Consider the following 17,207-nt stretch of genomic DNA (forward strand, 5'->3'; position numbering starts at 1 on the left):
AAGACCAGAATAAACCCAGTGCCGAACTCGCCGGGTGGTTCTCGAGTCTGGAACCGTAGCTGCCACGTCCGCTGGCGGTCTCCTCGACGGCCCGACAGTGGAGGTCGCCTGTGAGATCCCCGCGATCGACTCGGGTGCACGAGGAGAACTGCGTGCCTCGAGCGCTCACGCCGGCAAATCCGTCGGGCGTTTCGTAGCGTTTTTGCTGGCGCTCTGGAAATGGAGCGGTATGACTGCCCCCTGGGACGACTGGAATCACGTGCTCAAGATCGATCCCGACAAGGACTTGCCCGAGGGCGTGACCTACGGCGACATCTGTGCGACCGGGACCGACGCGATCGAAGTCGGTGGCACGATGGGGATCACCGAGGAGAACATGCAGGCCGTCGTCGACGCCTGCGCGGAACACGACGTCCCCCTCTATCAGGAACCCTCGAGTCCCGACGTCGTCATCGAACACGATGCCCTCGAGGGGTATCTCATTCCGACCGTCTTCAACGCGGGGTCGCCGTTCTGGATCACCGGCGCGCACAAGGAGTGGGTTCGTATCGACGACGGTCTCGACTGGGATCGCACGACGCTCGAGGCATACATCGTCATGAACCCCGACGCTGACGTGGCGACCTACACCGAGGCCGACTGCGATCTGAACGCCGACGACGTCGCCGCCTACGCCGAGGTCGCAGAGCGCATGTTCGGTCAGGAAATCGTCTACCTCGAGTATTCGGGTATGCTCGGCGACGAAGGGATCGTCGAGGCAGCAGCGGGGGGAGTCGACGAGGCCACGCTGTTTTACGGCGGTGGCATCCACGACTACGATTCGGCGTACGCGATGGCCCAGTACGCAGACGTGATCGTCGTCGGCGACCTCGCCCACGAGGAAGGGGTCGACGCCGTCCGCGAAACCGTCGAGGCGGCAGCCGACGCGTGAGGTCACTGGCCACTGCCGATCACTACCGACGTGGATTTCTGGAATATCGTTAGAACAACTGTTCGAGCGGGCTGAAAAAGCCGGATCGGCCTAAACGGTTTTGCGTCTCCTCTCTCGAGTTCGATGCATGAGTCTCCGCGCGGAGTTCGAGGCGGCGTCACCCGGCCTCGTCCTCGGTCCGACGCTCGAGGCCCTGCCGTCGCTCACGGTCGACCTCGAGCGCCAGTACGCGCTCGACCCCGACCACCCGATCGCGTTTTGCTGGGTCAGGTATCCCGACCGACGACGGCTCGAGCAGACGCTGACCGACGACGGGACCGTCGACGACTTCGACCGGGTGACGACGGCCGACGACTCTGCGCTCTATCGGATCCAGCGTAGCGATTCGAACGTCGTCGGGGCCTATCGGCGCTGGGTCGCCGTCGGCGGCGAGTTGCTCGCCGGCCGCGGGAGCGACGGCCGCTGGGAGATCGAAATGCGCTTTCCGGACCGCGAGGCGTTCACCACCTACCACGACTTTCTCCAGCGCGAGGGCGTCGGCTTCGAGTTACATCGACTCGCCCCGGACGATCGGGTCGGCCGCGACCGCCAGTCGGAACCGGTCACTCACTCACAGCGAGAAGCGCTCGTTCTCGCCCACGAACACGGCTTCTTCGAGGTCCCACGGGAGACGTCACTCGAGACGATCGCAGACACGCTCGAGATCTCTACGCAGGCCGTCAGCGAGCGACTCCGGCGAGGCCAGTCCCGGTTGATCGAAGAACACGTTCTCTGACTGCGCGCTACCTGACAAGTTCCCGCAACCGCGGGACGGCCTCGGTGACGTCCGCTCGACAGACTACCGCGGCGTCGCCGTCACAGGGAGTCTCCTCGAGGTTGATCACAGCCAGCGTGCCGTCTGCGGCGGCCTGTCTCGGTAACGAGGCAGCGGGCTGGACGACCAGCGAGGACCCGATCGCGAGGAAGACGTCGCTTTCGCCTGCGAGCGTCCGTGCGCGCTGGATGACGGCCCCGGGTAGCTGTTCGCCGAACAGCACGACGTCCGGTTTGAAGGTGCCGCCGCAGTCACATCGCGGCGGGAGGTCGCCGTCTTCGGCGCGTTCGAAGACCGGGTCTGCATCCTGTCGCCGTCCACAGTCGACACATCGCACTCGACGCGCGTTGCCGTGTAACTCGAGAATCTCGTGATCGGTCCCCTCGGATTCGTCGGTGGTGTCGTTCTCTCCGTCGGCCGTCGCCCCCCGAACGCGTGCTGTCGCGTCACGGTGTAGCCCGTCGGTGTTCTGGGTGACGACCGCGTCGAGGTACCCCTCGGCGGCGAGTTCTGCGAGCGCCACGTGGGCTGCGTTCGGCTCGTAGGCCTCGCCGAACAGCTCGCGCTGGAGGTCGCCCCGATCGTCCCAGAAACCAGCGGGATCGCGCTGGAACCGTCCGTAGGTGAACTGTCCCTCGTCGAAGTGCTCCCAGACGCCGTCGTCGCCGCGGAACGTCGGAACACCCGAGGGTGCGGAGATTCCTGCACCCGTGAGCGCGACGACCGTCGACGCCCGGTCGATCTCGGCTGCGAGTGACTCGAGGTCGTCCATACGCGAGGATCGACCTCGACGGAGATAAGACCAGAGATACCCCCCGCAGCTAAAGATTATATGCACAGGAACTCGTACACAGGAACACAGATGGGGAACAAGACCATCAGCCTCCGAGCGGAAACGTACCGCCGACTCGAGCGGGCGAAACGGGGCGACGAGAGTTTTAGCGACGTGGTCGATCGACTGCTGGTCGACGACGAGAACCCGTTTCGCGAATTCGTTGGATTCGTCGACGAGGACGAATTGGATACCGTCCGGCACGAGTCGTCGACGTTTCGCGCCGAGATGAACACTCGATTCGCCGATGGTGGTGACGGGGGCGACGATGGTTCTGGTCGATAGCTGCTTTTTGATCGATCTCTTCGAGGCCGACGCCGGTGCGATCGCCAAACTCGACGAGTTCGACTGGCACGACGCGTCGGTTTCGACGCTCACTGTGACCGAAGTCGGCCGAGGCCTCCCCGAATCGCGTCGTGACCGGTTCGAATCGATCATCGAGCGCGTCGACGTGCTGCCGTACGGGTTCGACGAGGCGAGACGAGCAATCGCTGAACACCGCCGTCTCCGTTCTGCAGGGACCCCGATCGGTGCGGTCGATACGATGATCGCTGCAACCGCGATCGCGGTCAACAAACCGGTGTTGACGAGAAACGTGGCTGAGTTTCAGCGAACTCGAGCGGCCGTCACACCATACTAGCCGATTGCATGCAGTGGACTCGAACGAGTGCGCTTAAGTTTCGCCTGCGTGAATCACGGCCTATGCAGGACAGAACTTACACTGCCGACGCCGAGCCAGGCGACGACGCAACCGTCGCCGGCTGGGTGCACGAAATTCGTGACCTCGGCGGGATCGCGTTCCTGATTCTCCGGGATACCACCGGCAAGATACAGATCAAGTTCGAGAAAGACGAGATGGACGACGAACTCGTCGAGACCGGGCTGGGCGTCTCCCGCGAGAGCGTCGTCAAAGTCTCCGGTGCCGTCGAAGAGGAGCCCCGCGCCCCGACCGGCGTCGAGGTTACCCCCGAGTCGGTCGAGGTCGTCGCACCCGCCGACCCGGAGCTCCCGCTGGACCCCTCCGGGAAGGTCGACGCCGACATCTCGACGCGACTGGACAACCGCACCCTCGACCTCCGCAAGGAGGAGGTGCAGGCGATCTTCGAGATCCGCGCGGAGATTCTGCGTGCGGTTCGCGAGCAGTTCCGCGAATTCGACTGCACGGAGATCAACACGCCGAAGATCGTCGCCACCGGCACCGAGGGCGGCACCGAACTCTTCCCGATCACCTACTTCGGCGAAGAGGCCTTCATGAACCAGTCGCCACAGCTGTTCAAGCAGCTCATCGCCGGTTCGAACGTCGAGCGCGTCTTCGAGATCGGTCCGATCTTCCGCGCCGAAGAGCACAACACCCCGCGGCACCTCAACGAGGCCACCTCGATCGACTTCGAGGGCGCATTCTGTGACGAATCCGACGCCATGGACGTCGCCGAGGGTGTCGTCCGTGCGGCCTACGAGGCTGTCGCCGAGAACTGCAGCGAGGAACTCGAGGCACTCGGCCTCGAAGAGGAGTTCGAGGTTCCCGAGGAGGCATTCCCGCGTCTCAGCTACGAGGAGGCGATCGAGCGTATCAACGCGACGGGCGAACTCGACGACCAGCTCGTCTGGGGCGACGACCTCCCGACCGAAGGCGAGAAGGCCCTCGGTGAGGACGTCGGTAGCCACTACTTCATCACCGACTGGCCGAGCGAGATCAAGCCGTTCTACATTCAGGATCACGACGACGACGAGCAGCTGTCGACCGGCTTCGACCTGATGCACCCGCGGATGGAACTGGTCTCCGGTGGCCAGCGTGAACACCGCCACGAGAAGCTCATCGAAGGCTTCGAACAGCAGGGACTCGACCCCAGCGAGTTCGAGTACTACACCAAGATGTTCAAGTACGGGATGCCGCCCCACGCCGGCTTCGGCCTCGGTGGCGAGCGCCTCGTCATGACGATTCTGGGCCTCGAGAACATTCGAGAGGCTGTTCTCTTCCCGAGAGATCGCCAGCGTTTGTCGCCCTAGGCGACAAACCTGGGAGCCAGCGAGACGACCGAAGCGAGTCTCGCCGGACCGGCAGCGGCTCTCGCCGTAGGCGAGGTCGCTGTTCGTCGGTCGGGAGCAGGGAGGAGCTTCGCTCCGACCGTGTTCCCACGAGATCGTCAACGTCTGAGCCCATAGGCGAAGACGCCGAGAACCAGCAAGTCGTGGTGGGCGACAGCGAGCCACCTCGCGGGGTCGTCACCGACTGAGCCCCTAGAGCGAAGTCCCTGGGAGCGCGTGGAAGCTACGAGCGCGTAGCGCGAGTGCGTTTCCTCGAGATCGCCAGTGGGTGTCGCCGTAGAGACGATCCCCCTAATCGATCACCGATTTGCAGCCGCACGAGCGGCCAGTCAAAATGCGTGACGTTGGTCAACGGGTGAGTGGGTCTGTTGGTGTGGGAGATCGCTGTGGGGCGGGGCCTGTCTTCTCGGCTACCACCAGCCGAAGTCGTCGTCATCGTCGTCTCCGCCGCCATCGTCGCCGTCGTCTTCGATGGCAGCGGCGATGTCGGCACCGACCTCGGAATCGCCGAGGAACGCGAAGTGGTCGCCGACGCTCGAGGTGACGTCGACGTCGGTGTAGCCGTCGGGATCACACGGGGCACCTTCGTTCCCGAGTGCGGTGTCGCTGAAGACGCCGTAGGCTGCTCCGACGGTCGAGTCGTTCTCGGAGTGGTAGTTGCGGATATCGACGGCGCCGTCGGTCGCGTCGTCCCACGGCCCGTCACAGACTTCGGAGCCGTCGGCGGCCGCACCGAGCGGGGCGACGGTCTCGATTTCGTAGCTCGAGCCGATCTTGGTCGCCGCCCAGAGGACGCAGCGCCCGCCAAGCGAGTGACCGACGAGACGGACGTTCCCGCCGCCATCGTCGTAGAAGTCCTCGATGAGTTCTGCGGCGACCTCGCCGACGTACTCCGTGTCGCTCTCGGCACCGAAGAAGTTGATCGTCGTCGCTGGCCACTCCAGCGCGACGGCCTCGTCGGGTTCGTAACCGCCGTCTTCGACTGCGCCGAGCACGTCGTTTGCCTGACTCGAGACCGTGGTGTCGCCGAACCAGCCGTGGATGAAGACGAACAGTTCGTCTGCCACGGGGAGGTCGTCTTCGGCTTCCCAACCGCCGAGGAGCCCGCCGTCGTCGATCTCGATGACGTCGACGCCACCGAAGAGCTGTGCGGATGCCGACCCGGAGACGGCCGTCAGTCCCGTTCCGGCGACGGCGGTCACGCCCGCGGCTTTGAGCATCGTCCGTCGCGTCGAGGTTGGTTCATCGCCCGATTCCTGCGCTCGTGGCACGTGGTCGCTGTCGTTGTTGCCTGCCATGAGACGATATTATCTCGCGTGAAATGGTGGGAAACTATTCTCCTTCGGAACTGAATCCATTCAAACCGGGGCGGGAATGTGTCCAGACATATCACGACACACAGTCTCATCAGTGCGTTCCCTGCGGTGTGTTTCGATCACTCGGACGTGAGAATATAGACACGCGAGGCCCGTCATCGACTGTCTCGAGTCGCAACCAAGTTATATTTTAACCCAAGGATAAAAAATAAATATGCCGGCACCGATACGATGCGTTTCGACGAACAGAGCCAGTCGTCAGTCACCGATCGCGACTGGACGTCGGCGTTCGCTGACAGGATGTCTGGACACTCTTACGACACATTCCGGAATATTTTTAATTAATAATAACGTGGAGAGGTAGTATGAAACGGGTGACGTACGTTGTCACTCCGCGACGTGGGTACTTCGCTCCGACTGAGAGGCGATGTCGTGAAAACGGCATCCGGTTCGAAGCGATCCACGAGGCCGATATCCTCGAGGACGGCTCGGTGAACACGCTCCTCGAGGTGTCTGGCACTCCGACTCAGATTCGAGCGTGTTTCCCGACGGAGCTTCCCCGGCTGATCGACCGGGAACTCAGCACCGACGGGGAGACGACGATGTTGCAGCTTCGGTACGAACCGACCGAGCACAATCGACGATTTCTCGAGCCGTTCCGAACCTATGGTGTCATCGTCCAGTATCCGATGGTGTACGTCGAGCCACTGCGATCGGTGCTCCGGGTGACGATCTTCGGACCGGACGACGAGGTCCAGCGGTTCGTCGGCGACATGCGAGAACTGGCCACACTCGAGGTCGAGCAGGTGACGAACTACTCGCCTGCCGTGAGCCACCAGTTCGACGACCTGACCGATCGGCAAAAGGAGGTCTTGCTCACTGCCTACGAGCAGGGATACTACGACACGCCGCGTGAGGCGACCTACGAGGACATCGCGGCCGAACTGGACTGCTCGGCGAGTTCGGTCGGTCAGATCCTTCGGCGGACCGAATCGGCGCTCGTTTCGGCGACCGTCTCCGATCGCACGCTCGAGTCCTGACCTCTGTGTCTACAGTCTCGTACCCTCGGGTCTCGTGGTCTGACTCCTGAGGTCCGGAGCCGCCGCTGCTCGAGATATTTTCACCACTGGTTTCACGAACTGCCCAACTCCACCGGCGATCGCTCCCGTAAATCTTCACAGTTATACAGGCCGGGTGGCAAGCATCGGCAATGCGCGACGAAGCGACGGCGTTCGTACCCGGCCACGTGACCGGCTTCTTCAGCGCCCACCCTGCCGAGGACCCGACGATTGCCGGCTCGCGGGGTGCCGGCCTGACGCTCAGCGACGGTGTCGAGGTGACCGTCCGTCCGACGAACGACGCGGCGTCGACGGTCGTCCTCGACGGGACCGACGTCACCGTCGACCCCGTCGAGACCGTCCTCGAGACGCTGGGCGTGACCGCGCGCGTCGAGGCGGAGTCGGCGGTCCCGATCGGTGCTGGCTTCGGTGTCTCGGGCGCGATGGCTCTCGGCACGGCGCTGGCGGCCAACCGCGCGTTCGATCGGGCGCTGTCGACGAACGAACTCGTCACGATCGCCCACGGCGCGGAGGTCACTGCCGGGACGGGCCTCGGCGACGTGGTTGCACAGGCCCACGGTGGAATTCCGATTCGACTCGAGCCGGGTGGCCCCCACGAGAACGAACTCGATTCGATCCCCGATCGCTCGCGCGTCGAGTACGTTTCCTTCGGCCAGCTCTCGACGGCCGACGTCCTCTCGGGTGACACCGACGCGCTCGACGCAGCTGGTGAGCGCGCGCTCGCACGCGTCGTCGGGGAACCGACCCTCGAGTCGTTCGCGGTGGCCTCACGGCAGTTCGCTCGCGAGGCGGGACTGTTGACCGACCGGGTCGCAGACGCGATCGAGGACGTCGCGACGGTCGACGGCGAGGCCTCGATGGCCATGCTCGGCGAGACGGTCTTCGCACTGGGAACCGGACTGTCGGATGCCGGATACGACCCGGCCGTCTGCGAGACTCACTCTGCCGGTGCGACGCTCCGATGACTGAGGTGTCACGACCTCGTCGAAGCCTCTGGTAATCGCCTGTTGACTGTCGTTTCATCGACTTCTATGGGTTCTATCCGGGACTCGGTTAGTTATTTTGCGTTGTCACTTGGCCAAAAGTTTATTTAAGTCTGACCTAATTCTCCGGCGAGATTTCGAATGTCATTCGTCCCGACGATTCACCAAAGTCTGTATCGGCTCTACGAACACTACGTCGGCGAACCGGACTCGAGTTCGGACGTCTACGGCTACTGGCTGTTCATCGTCGGCTACCTCGTCGCCGCCGCGGGCGTGCTCATCTTCGTCGTCAGTTACGCCGGCGACACCGGCTCGTACTTCCTGATCAGGGTGTCGACGGTCACCGCGGGGACGGGCGCGACGCTCGCACTGTTCGGCATCGTGCTCATGCAACCGGTCAGGAAGTGGGGGATCTGGGCGAGCGTGGTCGGGTTCGCCATCGCCCTCGTCGGCGTCGCGTTCTTCGCAGTGGTCTACCCCGAACACTGGCGCGGGCACGGTAACGACTGGAGCGTCGAGGTCGTCGCCGTGTATGCCCTTGGCGTCGGCATCATCGCCGGCGTCACCGCGCTCGTCCCCATCGTCACCGGTCAGCGGGGGATGTTCGTCGACGACGTCGGCGACGACGAGGACCCGCCGATCCTCACCGGCGACGCTCTGGAGGGCGCGCAGTTCGCCGTCTTCCGCGACGAACACGGCGACTGGACGTGGAACGTCCTCCACCTCGAGGCGCTGGCGACGAGCGACCAGAGCGCGGTCACTCGCCCCGACGCGACGGCGGACATCGAGCGCGTTCAGTCCCGGATCAGTTCGGCCGGCCTGCTCGAGTTGACGACCTCCGCGTTTCGCCTCTACGAGGACCGCGACGGGAGCTGGCAGTGGACGCTCGCGCGCGACGACGGGAGTATCGTCGGCAGTTGCGCCGGCCAGTTCCCGACGCGAGACGAGGCCGAGGAGTCGGTGAGCTTCCTCAAGGATCGGGGGCCCGAGGCCGACGTCATCGAGATCGACGGCGCGGCGTTCACCTACGACAGCGACCGTGATCGCTGGTTCTGGACGCTGATCGACGACGAGCGACGGCCGATGGCTCGCGGTGCGGGCGACCACCCCGACCAGGACGGTGCCGAAGCCGCGGCCAGTTCGTTCGCCGAGCGATTCGACGGTGCGCGCGTCCTCGACGTCGAACACGTCGGGATCGAACTCTACGAGCGCGAGGCCGACTGGGCCTGGCGGGTCGTCGACGGCGACGACCGCCCCGTGATGGACAGCACCGACCCCTTCGACTCCCGTCGGGACGCCGAAGCGGCCGTCGAGGCACTGGTCTCCGAACTCGAGACCGCCTCGATCGTCGTCGCCGGCGAGCCGGCCTACGAACTGTACGAGGTTGGTTCCGACTGGAACTGGCGGCTAATCGACGAGACCGAGAGCACCGTCGCGCGCAACCCGGCGGAGGTCTCGAGCGAGGAGGCCGTCACGGAAACCGCAGAACAGTTCGCGAGCAACGCTCAGACGGCCGAGGTCGCCGAGATCGACGCCGCCGAGTACGAGGTCTACCCCGCGCCAGAGGGGGTGACGGCCGCGTCGGGGACCGACGACTCGCTCCCGGCGTCGGTCGAAGAGCCAGCCAGAGCCGACGGCGGCACAACTCTCGAGTACGCCGAAGACGACGCCGAGGCCACGGGCCCCGACTGGCACTGGCGTCTCGTCACCGAAGACCGCGACATCGTCGCCGCGAGCACGGAGCCACACGGGGACGCGGAGACGGCCACCGAGGCGATCGAGCGCGTCCGCCAGCAGGCCGCCGAGGCCGACCTGATCGAGTTCGAGCACGCGGCGTTTCAGGTCTACGAGGCCGACGACGGCGAGTGGCGCTGGCGACTGATCGACGAGGACGGCAACGTGCTCGCCGACAGCGGCGCAGAACACACCTCCCGGAGCGAGGCCGCAGAGGCCATGATGACGCTCAAAGAGGAGGCCCCCGACGCCGAACTGCTCGAGATCGAGACCGCGGCGTTCGAACTGTTCGTCAACGACGACGGCGAGTGGGGCTGGCGACTGATCGACGAGGGTGGCAAACTCGTCGCCGAGGACCCCGCGACCCACCCGACCCGAGCCGCGGCCAAGGAGGCGATGGACCGCCTGCTCGAGCATCTGGACTCGAACGTCCGGACGATGGAACAGGCGATCTTCCAGCCCTACGCGGCCGACGACTGGCACTGGCGGTTCGTCCTGCCGGAAGGCGAGACGATCGCCGTCTCCGAGGACGCCTATCCGACCCGCGACGAACTGCTCGAGGACGTCGACCGGCTCCGCCGGGTGGCCGCCGTCGGCCAGCAGCACGTCTTCGGGGAGGTCGCCGTCCAGCTCTACGGTGCCGACGAGTGGCACTACCGGCTGCTCGACCGCGACCGTGAGGAACTGGCAGATTCGACGATCACGTTCCCCGATCAGGAACGCGCCCGCGAAGCCGCGGTCCACCTCGAGTCCCACGTCGCCGAGGCACCGGTGTTTTCGATCGAGGACGCCGTGGTTCGCGTCGAGCGCGGCGACGAGGGCTGGGGCTGGAGCCTCGTCGACGGCGACCGACAGGCGATCGCCCACTCGGTCGAACCGGTCGGAAGCCGCTCCGAGGTGTTCGAGACGATCGAGACGGTCCGCCAGCTCGCACCGATGGCCGACCGTGTCGACTTCGACGTCGCCTCGTTCGAACTCGCCGTCGAGGACGACCGCTGGCACTGGCGCTTACTCGACGAAGACGGCCGCGTCGTCGCCACCGGCGCCGAGCGCTACGACTCGAACGAGGCTGCCCGGGACGCCCTCGAGGACGTCCGCGAGGTGATCGAACTAGCGAGTATCCTCGAGATCGACGAGGTCTCCTTCGAGTTGCACGCTGCCGACGACGGCGAGGGCTGGGTCTGGCAGCTCATCGACGAGCACGGCAGCCGGATGGCCGAGAGTACGCAGGTCTACGAGACCCGCACCGAGGCCCGCGAGGCGATGAACGACGTGAAAGCCCACGCACCGGAGGGCTGGATCACGTTCACCGAGTAGTCTCGACTGCGACGCCACTTTCTGTTTTCTCCGACCGTCTGACTCGGCTCTGCACACTGGCTCGCTGTCGGCCCTCACTGGCCAGTCGAGCCAGCGTCGGCTGCTGGATACTCACTCGAGCGCGACTCGGACCCACGGTCGAACGCACGGTGTGCAGTTTACCACGATCGCCTGACGTTGGATCTACTTCGTGACCGCCGGGCGCTACGACTGGTCGTCGAACTCGCGGTCGGCATCCGGATCGTACGTCGGATCGAGGTCGAGGTCGGCCTCGAGTGCGGCCTGCACGTCGAACCCGTCGTCGTCGGTGTCGGAATCGGCGTCGACGTCGGGGACCGCCTCGAGTCCGGATGGGCGCTCAGAATCCGGCGCATGCCCGTACTCGAGCCCGTGGCCCTCGCGGTGCCACTCGACCGACCCGTCGCCGGTCCCGACCGCAGACTCGAGTGACTTCCCACCTTCGAACGCATCGTCGTCTACGTCGGGGACGTCCTCGAGTGCAGGGCTGGGTTCGGCGGCACCGAGCAGGCGCGGAAGGGCGGTGTCGGCGAAGGTCAGTCCGACGACGAGGATGATCGGTGCGAGAAAGAGGCCGTGGAAGCCGAAGACGACGGGACCGAAGATGTACGCGAGCATCAGGAGGCCGACGTGGGTGCGCTTGCCGCTCAGGTACGGGCGAACGACGAGGTCGGGAATCGTGTCGACGACGACGACCGCGAGCGCGAGAAAGCCGACGATGTACGCGAGCATGGCGACCTCGCCGTCCATGGCGAGTGGAACCGCCGCGGCGATGGCGACCGGGACGTAGACGATCTTCATCCCGACGACCGGGATCAGGCTGGCGATCCCCGTCAGCGCGCCTGCGAGCGCCGGATAGGGGATCTCGACGGCCGGTGGGGCCACCACGTTGTAGCCCATGAACGTCACTACCGCGACGATCGAGATGATGATCACGTTGAGCAGGTTGCCAAAGAGGACGGCCTCGAGTTCCTCGTCGACGGCTTCCAGGTACTCACGGACGATCGCGTCGTCGTCGAACCGCAGGAGCCACTCGTGGGCCTTCGAGCCGTCGAGCAGCAGGTAGTAGGTGACGACCACGGTGATCAGGAGGTTGAGCAGGAAGGCGGTCACGAGGCTGGTCAGGACGGCCGCGTGTTCGACGACGTAGTCGATGAGCGGGTCGAACGTCCCGTCCTGGTAGGCGTCGATCAGGCCCTGGAAGGTCAACTCGGGCGGTTCGTCGAACGCCCGGGCCCAGGCGACGTCGTCGGGAACGGACTCGGCGATCGGGTAGGCGTCGGCGAAATTTCGCAACTCGACCGCGAGCAAGAGGACCGTGTAACTGAGCAGGACGAGCAACGGCAACCCAAGCAGCGAAAGGACCAGCGCCGCCCGGACCCGGGCCGGGAGCTTGAACCGCTCGAGGCTCCGGTAGAACCGCCGCGTCGAGTAGTAGAGGAAGACGGCGACCGTGAGCGCGGCGATGAACCGGTAGGCGACGTAGGCGGTAACGGCGGCGACGCCGATCCCGAACAGGGCGACGACCACGCGTTTCTCGTTCATCTGTCGACGGTCAATGGCGTCGCTAAATTTAAATAAATGTATCGACGTGTGAGACGAGCGGGTTGACGGGCCGGTCACCGCGACTGGCGGCGGACGCGGTGCGCCGGCAGATCGGTCTGTTTTTTATCGGTCACCGCGAGTTGTCCCTCGTGAGCGACTACGACACGGTCTCGGCGGAGGTCGAACACGAAGACGAGATTCCGGAGGACCACCCGCGGTACCAGGATCTGCTCACCCGTCACCGCATCGAGAAGGGCGTCGAGAAGGGCATCACCCACCTCCAGGGGATGCACGCAGAGGGCCGGGGGAGTGCGTTCGACTATCTACTCGGCGAGGAGACGATTCCCAGTGCCGACGACGCCGAACGCGCGGCCGCGGCCCACCTCCTGCTCGCCGACCACCCCGTCCTCTCGATCAACGGTAACGTCGCCGCGCTCGTTCCCGGCGAGATGGTCGACCTCGCCGAGACCGTCGACGCCGACCTCGAGGTCAACCTCTTCAACCGCACCCCCGAGCGAATGCAGGCCATCGCCGACCACCTGCGCGACCACGGGGCCGAGGCGGTCAAGGGGCTCGAGGCCGACGCCCGCATCCCGAACCTCGACCACCAGCGCGGCAAGGTCGACGAAGACGGCATCTACGCCGCCGACGTCGTCCTCGTCCCGCTCGAGGACGGCGACCGCGCGGAAGCACTGGGCGAGATGGACAAGACAGAGATCGTCATCGACCTGAATCCCCTCTCCCGGTCGCCGCGGGTCGCCGAGGTGCCGATCGTCGACAACATCATCCGTGCCGTGCCGAACATCACCGCCCACGCACGCGACCTCGTCGACGCCGATCGGGACACTCTCGAGAAAATCGTCGAGGAATTCGACCGCGAACACGCACTCGAGGCGGCAGAAGAGCGGATTCGAAGCGGGTTCTGACGGAATTTGCGGATCGAGTCTGACCGCTCGATCGATTGCTTCTGTTTCGATCGGGTAACTCGGCGAAACGGCTGATCGGTGTCTCGAGTTCGGGGCGTACCCAGCGCCTACTGGGGGTCGGCCGGCCCCTCGAGCAGGTCGTCGACGAGGCGAGTGAACCGGTCGAGCAGGCGGTCGGGGACGGTCGGTTCGACCTCGGCGAGCAGTTCGCCAGTCCGTTCGGGGTTCGCCAGCGTGAGTGTAACTCGATTGCGCTCGTCGTATCGTTTTTCGACGATCTCGCAGTCGACGAGTCGACCGAGGTGGTACTCGAGGGTGCTGCGGGCGATCTCCAGCGCGTCTGCGACGGTTGCCGGGGTGGTCGGTTCGTGCTCGATCAGGTAGACGACGATCTCTCGCGTCGTCTCGCGTCGGAACAGCGCGAGGGCGGCGCGTTCCCAGGCGTCGTAGGTCGGCGGATAGTAGTGGGTTCGACCGTAGTGCTCGTCTCTGACCAGTTCGTCTTCGGCGATGAGGCGACGAACGTGGTACTGGATCTGTCCCGGCGCGAACGCCGACTCGCGGACGAGTTCGTTGAAGTGGATGCCGGCGTTGGCGTGTACGTGCGTCCGGATCTGTCGTCGTGTGTCGCTCATGGGTTGGTGTGGTGAGGCCCCCGTTCCAGACGGGGGGTAGTCGGTAGTAGTCTCTAGCGGTATAGCAGGGATAACGGGTTCGCATCGTTCCCAGTCGCTAAGAACGGGTTATATGACCCGTCCGGCACCTCGATTCGATCAGCGACGTGGGCTCCGCTTCGGTTGCACCGAAGCACATACAGTGTTCTCACACCGAAGTACGGCAGCGTCGATGCAGCACACGAATCCCTTCGAGGTGGACTGGCTGAGCCCGGAGGCAGCCTGGCTCTTGCTCGCCGTGATCGTCCTCGCGGTGATCGGGACGACCGTCCTCTTCTGTGTCGGACTCGTCGCGTACCACCGCCGCCGGTCGTTTCGGTACTTACTGATCACCGTCGTGCTCGGACTGCTCGTCGTCCGGTCGATCGTCGGCCTCTGTACGGTGTTCGGCATCATCCCGATGGCGATCCACCATCTCGTCGAACACGGCCTGGACTTCGCTATCGCCGTGATAATCCTCTATGCAGTGTATCGAAGCGGCTCACAGCGGAGCGAACCGATGCCTGGGTTCGAAGAGGAGTGATCGGCGGAACCCTACTGCAGCGCCTCGAGCACGTCGCTCCCCTCGAGGTAGACGAAGTCGTGTCGGTTGGCGTAGCTTCTGGCGTCGGCCGGCGCGAGTGCGCCACCGGTTTCGTCGTCGAGCATCTCACAGACGACGACTGCCGGCGGGAGGTCGGCGGCCGCTGCGAGTGCGACGCCGAGTTCGGTGTGACCCTCGCGCTGGGCGAGCAGGTCGGGGGCAGCTTTCAGGAGGTGGACGTGCCCCGGAACGCGGAATTCGGTCGTAAAGTCGACCGCGTCGGGTTCGCCAGCGGCCGCGCCGAGTGCCTGGATGGTCTGTGAGCGGTCCTCGTCGGTGATCCCGGTGAAGGTGTCCCGGTGGTTGACCGTCAGCGAGAACGACGACCGCTCGTCGTAGCCGAGTTCGTGGTCGCCCGTGGCGGGATGATCGACCGCCTCGGTGAAGAAAGGTAGATCGAAGGTCTCGGCGACCTCGTATCCCAGGGCCGTACAGACCAGCCCGCCGGCATCGTTGCGCAGGCGTGCGACGGCATCGGGCGTGACCGCGTCGGCGTGGTAGATCAGGTCCGTCTCGCCCTCGCGGTCTGCCGCGTCGTGGACGAGCACCGGTTCGCCGGCCTGCAGGGCCTCGAGCGCGCGGTCGACGGCTTCGGTTCGGCCGTCGGGCTGGCCGGTCCCGGTCGTCGTGATGCCGTCGCCGTTCGGCCGTGGCCCCGCGTGGTGGCCGGTCATTCGCTCTCACCCACGGTGACCGTGACGTGATCGTCGTCCTCGAGGGCGAGTTCCTCCCGGAGCTTCTCGGGGGCGATCACCTCGAGCTGGTCGTCGTCGTGGTGGGTTCGCTCGGGAGCGATGGTGTGGGCACGCTCGTAGGTTTCGCCGGTCGCGGTCTCGATCGTCGCCGGATAACAGACCGCCGGGCCGTAGGTCCGCTCGTCGTCCTCCCAGCCGTCGATCGGAATCGGCTCGAGCGACTCGATGGCTCGTCGACGGCGGACGCTGTCGTCCCGCAGTTCGACGTTCAGCGTTCCGGGGAACGGCTCGTAGCCCAGTCGATCCTCGAACTGGCGCTTGTACCCCGACAGGGAGATGTAGTGGCGGCCCTCACCCATCCCGCTCGTCACGACGCCCTCGAGGTCGACTTCGGCGTCGGTCTCGAAGATGCGCCGGTATTCCTCGTACTCGGCGCGCAGCGCGCGTTCGCCATCGTCGGTGATCGCGACCCACTGGCCGTCACTGACCGTCTCACGTTCGAGATACGCCGCGCTCTCGAGTCGCTGGAGCCGGCGCGAGGCGGTCTGGTTCGACGCCTCGAGTCGATCGGCGAGTGCCGAACAGGAGATTTTCAGGTCGCCCTCGAGGCCGCCGTCGAGTGCGAGAAGTCTGAGAACGGCGAGTTCGTCGTGGCCGACGGCCGTCTCCGCTGTCGCGTTCATACACCACCGTTCCGGCGGGATCCCCAAAAGCGTACCGAATGTGGTATGCGTAACAGAACTGTGATGGCGTTGTCGGGAGTTTACTCGCTGGCTCAGGGGTTGGGGGCGACGTGTAAAAAGACACCGGCTCCGTTCGTCGACTACAGCGAGGTTGCGATCGTTTCGTCGATGGCCGCCACTCGCTCGGCGTCGAACGTAAACGCGCCGTCCCAGACTCGCGGTTCGACCTCCCAGCAGACGAGTGCGGCCGGCGTCGCCGACTCGGCCCGTTCGTCTGGCAGATAGACGACGAACCAGGCGTTTCGATAGGCGGTCCCGTCATCGGCGTGAACCGTCGCCTCGAGGTCCGCTGGTGCCCCATCGTCGACGCCGTAGACGTGGACGTCGACGTTCGTCCGGTCGAGTCGCCGGTACACGTCGCGCGTCCCGATTTCGTCGCTGATACGCGAGAGCCGCTGGAACGCCGCCCGGTGCGTCCCGGAACCGCCGGCCCAGGCCAGCTGTTCGATGTACCGCGAGAGCACGATCAACACGAGTTTTTCCTTGTGTGCGAGCGGGTACCCCCGCAACTGAAGTCGCGTGTCGGCGAGCCCCGCAAGCACGTCGGGGAGGTCGACCTCGCCGAGTCCTCGCGCACCCGTGACGAACAGGTCCGAGTTGATCGCCAGGATGGCCTCGTAGAGGTCGGTCATCGATGAAGCCGCGACGGGCTCGCCGTCTTCGAGCAGGACCGCCGTGTCCCCACTCGAGGTGAGTTCGTCGACGACGGTAGACTCGAGGTCGCCCGGCTCGAACGTCGACTCGAATTTCTCGGTCGGGCGGCCCGAAACGTCGATCGACTGCTCGTCGAAGAGGCCCGCGAGCATTCTCTCGAGCGGTCCCTGCTGGCCGGTGCTGCCCGTCCGATCTGTCTCATCGGCCTCGCGCGCGACGACGATCGCGTGATCCGGTGGATCGGTTCCGAACTCCTCGAGCACGGATCGAAGTGACACTGGTCGTCGTTCTCGAGTTACCTACCTAAACGTTCTCGC

The 17,207-nt window shown here is 65.2% G+C and carries 16 protein-coding genes and 1 pseudogene; 10 read left to right on the forward strand and 7 right to left on the reverse strand.

The window, feature by feature from the left end:
- The first annotated feature begins 229 nt into the window (after positions 1–229).
- Together B1756_RS12290 and B1756_RS12295 are read left to right on the forward strand one after the other, a co-directional pair.
- Entirely contained in the window at positions 230–931 is a 702-nt protein-coding gene (locus tag B1756_RS12290; protein WP_086890171.1) for a phosphoglycerol geranylgeranyltransferase, read from the forward strand.
- Positions 932–1,058: 127 nt separating this feature from the next.
- Positions 1,059–1,706, forward strand: a complete 648-nt coding sequence (locus B1756_RS12295; RefSeq protein ID WP_086888807.1) for a helix-turn-helix domain-containing protein — start codon at positions 1,059–1,061, stop codon at positions 1,704–1,706.
- A 7-nt stretch (positions 1,707–1,713) separates the two neighbouring features.
- Here B1756_RS12295 and B1756_RS12300 read toward each other — a convergent pair whose 3' ends face one another.
- Positions 1,714–2,517, reverse strand: coding sequence for an SIR2 family NAD-dependent protein deacylase (locus B1756_RS12300; RefSeq protein ID WP_086888808.1), 804 nt, complete (start codon positions 2,515–2,517; stop codon positions 1,714–1,716).
- A 90-nt stretch (positions 2,518–2,607) separates the two neighbouring features.
- On the opposite strand from B1756_RS12300, the gene B1756_RS12305 reads away from it, so the two are divergent.
- The 3 genes from B1756_RS12305 (at position 2,608) to aspS (ending at position 4,584) form a co-directional block, all read left to right on the forward strand.
- Positions 2,608–2,862 carry an antitoxin VapB family protein gene (locus B1756_RS12305; protein ID WP_086888809.1) on the forward strand — a complete coding sequence of 85 codons (255 nt, stop codon included), beginning with the start codon at positions 2,608–2,610 and terminating at the stop codon, positions 2,860–2,862.
- Positions 2,846–3,217, forward strand: coding sequence for a type II toxin-antitoxin system VapC family toxin (locus B1756_RS12310; protein WP_086888810.1), 372 nt, complete (start codon positions 2,846–2,848; stop codon positions 3,215–3,217). The genes B1756_RS12305 and B1756_RS12310 overlap by 17 nt, the downstream gene beginning before the upstream one ends.
- 62 nt (positions 3,218–3,279) lie before the next feature.
- Positions 3,280–4,584, forward strand: a complete 1,305-nt coding sequence (aspS, locus tag B1756_RS12315; protein ID WP_086888811.1) for an aspartate--tRNA(Asn) ligase — start codon at positions 3,280–3,282, stop codon at positions 4,582–4,584.
- Positions 4,585–5,033: 449 nt separating this feature from the next.
- Here the strand turns inward: aspS and B1756_RS12320 are convergent, their stop codons facing one another.
- Positions 5,034–5,921: an alpha/beta hydrolase family protein gene (locus B1756_RS12320; protein ID WP_086888812.1), complete on the reverse strand. Its 888-nt coding sequence runs from the start codon at positions 5,919–5,921 to the stop codon at positions 5,034–5,036.
- Positions 5,922–6,304: 383 nt separating this feature from the next.
- Between B1756_RS12320 and B1756_RS12325 the strand changes: the two genes are divergently transcribed.
- The 3 genes from B1756_RS12325 to B1756_RS12335 all read left to right on the forward strand — a co-directional run bounded on the left by B1756_RS12325 (position 6,305) and on the right by B1756_RS12335 (position 11,052).
- The gene (locus tag B1756_RS12325) at positions 6,305–6,979 is read left to right on the forward strand and encodes a helix-turn-helix domain-containing protein (RefSeq protein ID WP_086888813.1); all 675 of its coding nucleotides are present in this window, start codon (positions 6,305–6,307) and stop codon (positions 6,977–6,979) included.
- Positions 6,980–7,149: 170 nt separating this feature from the next.
- Positions 7,150–7,983: a pantoate kinase gene (locus tag B1756_RS12330; RefSeq protein WP_086888814.1), complete on the forward strand. Its 834-nt coding sequence runs from the start codon at positions 7,150–7,152 to the stop codon at positions 7,981–7,983.
- Positions 7,984–8,142: 159 nt separating this feature from the next.
- On the forward strand, positions 8,143–11,052 hold the full coding sequence (locus tag B1756_RS12335; RefSeq protein ID WP_086888815.1) for a DUF1508 domain-containing protein: 2,910 nt from the start codon (positions 8,143–8,145) through the stop codon (positions 11,050–11,052).
- Between the two features lie 492 nt (positions 11,053–11,544).
- Here B1756_RS12335 and B1756_RS12340 read toward each other — a convergent pair.
- Positions 11,545–12,615 (reverse strand): annotated as a pseudogene (locus B1756_RS12340) (AI-2E family transporter); the annotation flags it as partial.
- Positions 12,616–12,764: 149 nt separating this feature from the next.
- Here B1756_RS12340 and B1756_RS12345 point away from each other — a divergent pair.
- On the forward strand, positions 12,765–13,541 hold the full coding sequence (locus tag B1756_RS12345; protein WP_086890172.1) for a 4-phosphopantoate--beta-alanine ligase: 777 nt from the start codon (positions 12,765–12,767) through the stop codon (positions 13,539–13,541).
- A gap of 107 nt (positions 13,542–13,648) precedes the next feature.
- On the opposite strand, the gene B1756_RS12350 is transcribed toward B1756_RS12345, so the two are convergent.
- On the reverse strand, positions 13,649–14,176 hold the full coding sequence (locus tag B1756_RS12350; RefSeq protein ID WP_086888817.1) for a winged helix-turn-helix transcriptional regulator: 528 nt from the start codon (positions 14,174–14,176) through the stop codon (positions 13,649–13,651).
- Between the two features lie 211 nt (positions 14,177–14,387).
- Here B1756_RS12350 and B1756_RS12355 point away from each other — a divergent pair, with 211 nt between their 5' ends.
- The gene (locus B1756_RS12355; RefSeq protein ID WP_086888818.1) at positions 14,388–14,738 is read left to right on the forward strand and encodes a DUF7471 family protein; all 351 of its coding nucleotides are present in this window, start codon (positions 14,388–14,390) and stop codon (positions 14,736–14,738) included.
- 11 nt (positions 14,739–14,749) lie between these two features.
- Here the strand turns inward: B1756_RS12355 and ribB are convergent, their stop codons facing one another.
- The 3 genes from ribB to B1756_RS12370 form a co-directional block, all read right to left on the reverse strand.
- Positions 14,750–15,472: a 3,4-dihydroxy-2-butanone-4-phosphate synthase gene (gene ribB / locus B1756_RS12360; RefSeq protein WP_086888819.1), complete on the reverse strand. Its 723-nt coding sequence runs from the start codon at positions 15,470–15,472 to the stop codon at positions 14,750–14,752.
- Entirely contained in the window at positions 15,469–16,176 is a 708-nt protein-coding gene (locus B1756_RS12365; RefSeq protein WP_086888820.1) for a DUF120 domain-containing protein, read from the reverse strand. Before B1756_RS12365 ends, ribB begins: the two co-directional genes overlap by 4 nt.
- A 140-nt stretch (positions 16,177–16,316) precedes the next feature.
- Positions 16,317–17,168, reverse strand: a complete 852-nt coding sequence (locus B1756_RS12370) for a DICT sensory domain-containing protein (RefSeq protein WP_086888821.1) — start codon at positions 17,166–17,168, stop codon at positions 16,317–16,319.
- Between the last annotated feature and the right edge of the window lie 39 nt (positions 17,169–17,207).

The organism is Natrarchaeobaculum aegyptiacum (assembly GCF_002156705.1).
Lineage (GTDB): Archaea > Halobacteriota > Halobacteria > Halobacteriales > Natrialbaceae > Natrarchaeobaculum > Natrarchaeobaculum aegyptiacum.

Coding starts and splice junctions, on each gene's coding strand:
- ribB (WP_086888819.1), bottom strand. CDS start 15,472: ATGACCGGCCACCACGCGGGGCCACGGCCGAACGGCGACGGCATCACG.
- B1756_RS12300 (WP_086888808.1), bottom strand. CDS start 2,517: ATGGACGACCTCGAGTCACTCGCAGCCGAGATCGACCGGGCGTCGACG.
- B1756_RS12350 (WP_086888817.1), bottom strand. CDS start 14,176: ATGAGCGACACACGACGACAGATCCGGACGCACGTACACGCCAACGCC.
- B1756_RS12335 (WP_086888815.1), top strand. CDS start 8,143: ATGTCATTCGTCCCGACGATTCACCAAAGTCTGTATCGGCTCTACGAA.
- B1756_RS12295 (WP_086888807.1), top strand. CDS start 1,059: ATGAGTCTCCGCGCGGAGTTCGAGGCGGCGTCACCCGGCCTCGTCCTC.
- B1756_RS12365 (WP_086888820.1), bottom strand. CDS start 16,176: ATGAACGCGACAGCGGAGACGGCCGTCGGCCACGACGAACTCGCCGTT.
- B1756_RS12330 (WP_086888814.1), top strand. CDS start 7,150: ATGCGCGACGAAGCGACGGCGTTCGTACCCGGCCACGTGACCGGCTTC.
- B1756_RS12320 (WP_086888812.1), bottom strand. CDS start 5,921: ATGGCAGGCAACAACGACAGCGACCACGTGCCACGAGCGCAGGAATCG.
- B1756_RS12355 (WP_086888818.1), top strand. CDS start 14,388: ATGCAGCACACGAATCCCTTCGAGGTGGACTGGCTGAGCCCGGAGGCA.
- B1756_RS12325 (WP_086888813.1), top strand. CDS start 6,305: ATGAAACGGGTGACGTACGTTGTCACTCCGCGACGTGGGTACTTCGCT.
- B1756_RS12290 (WP_086890171.1), top strand. CDS start 230: ATGACTGCCCCCTGGGACGACTGGAATCACGTGCTCAAGATCGATCCC.
- B1756_RS12310 (WP_086888810.1), top strand. CDS start 2,846: ATGGTTCTGGTCGATAGCTGCTTTTTGATCGATCTCTTCGAGGCCGAC.
- B1756_RS12305 (WP_086888809.1), top strand. CDS start 2,608: ATGGGGAACAAGACCATCAGCCTCCGAGCGGAAACGTACCGCCGACTC.
- aspS (WP_086888811.1), top strand. CDS start 3,280: ATGCAGGACAGAACTTACACTGCCGACGCCGAGCCAGGCGACGACGCA.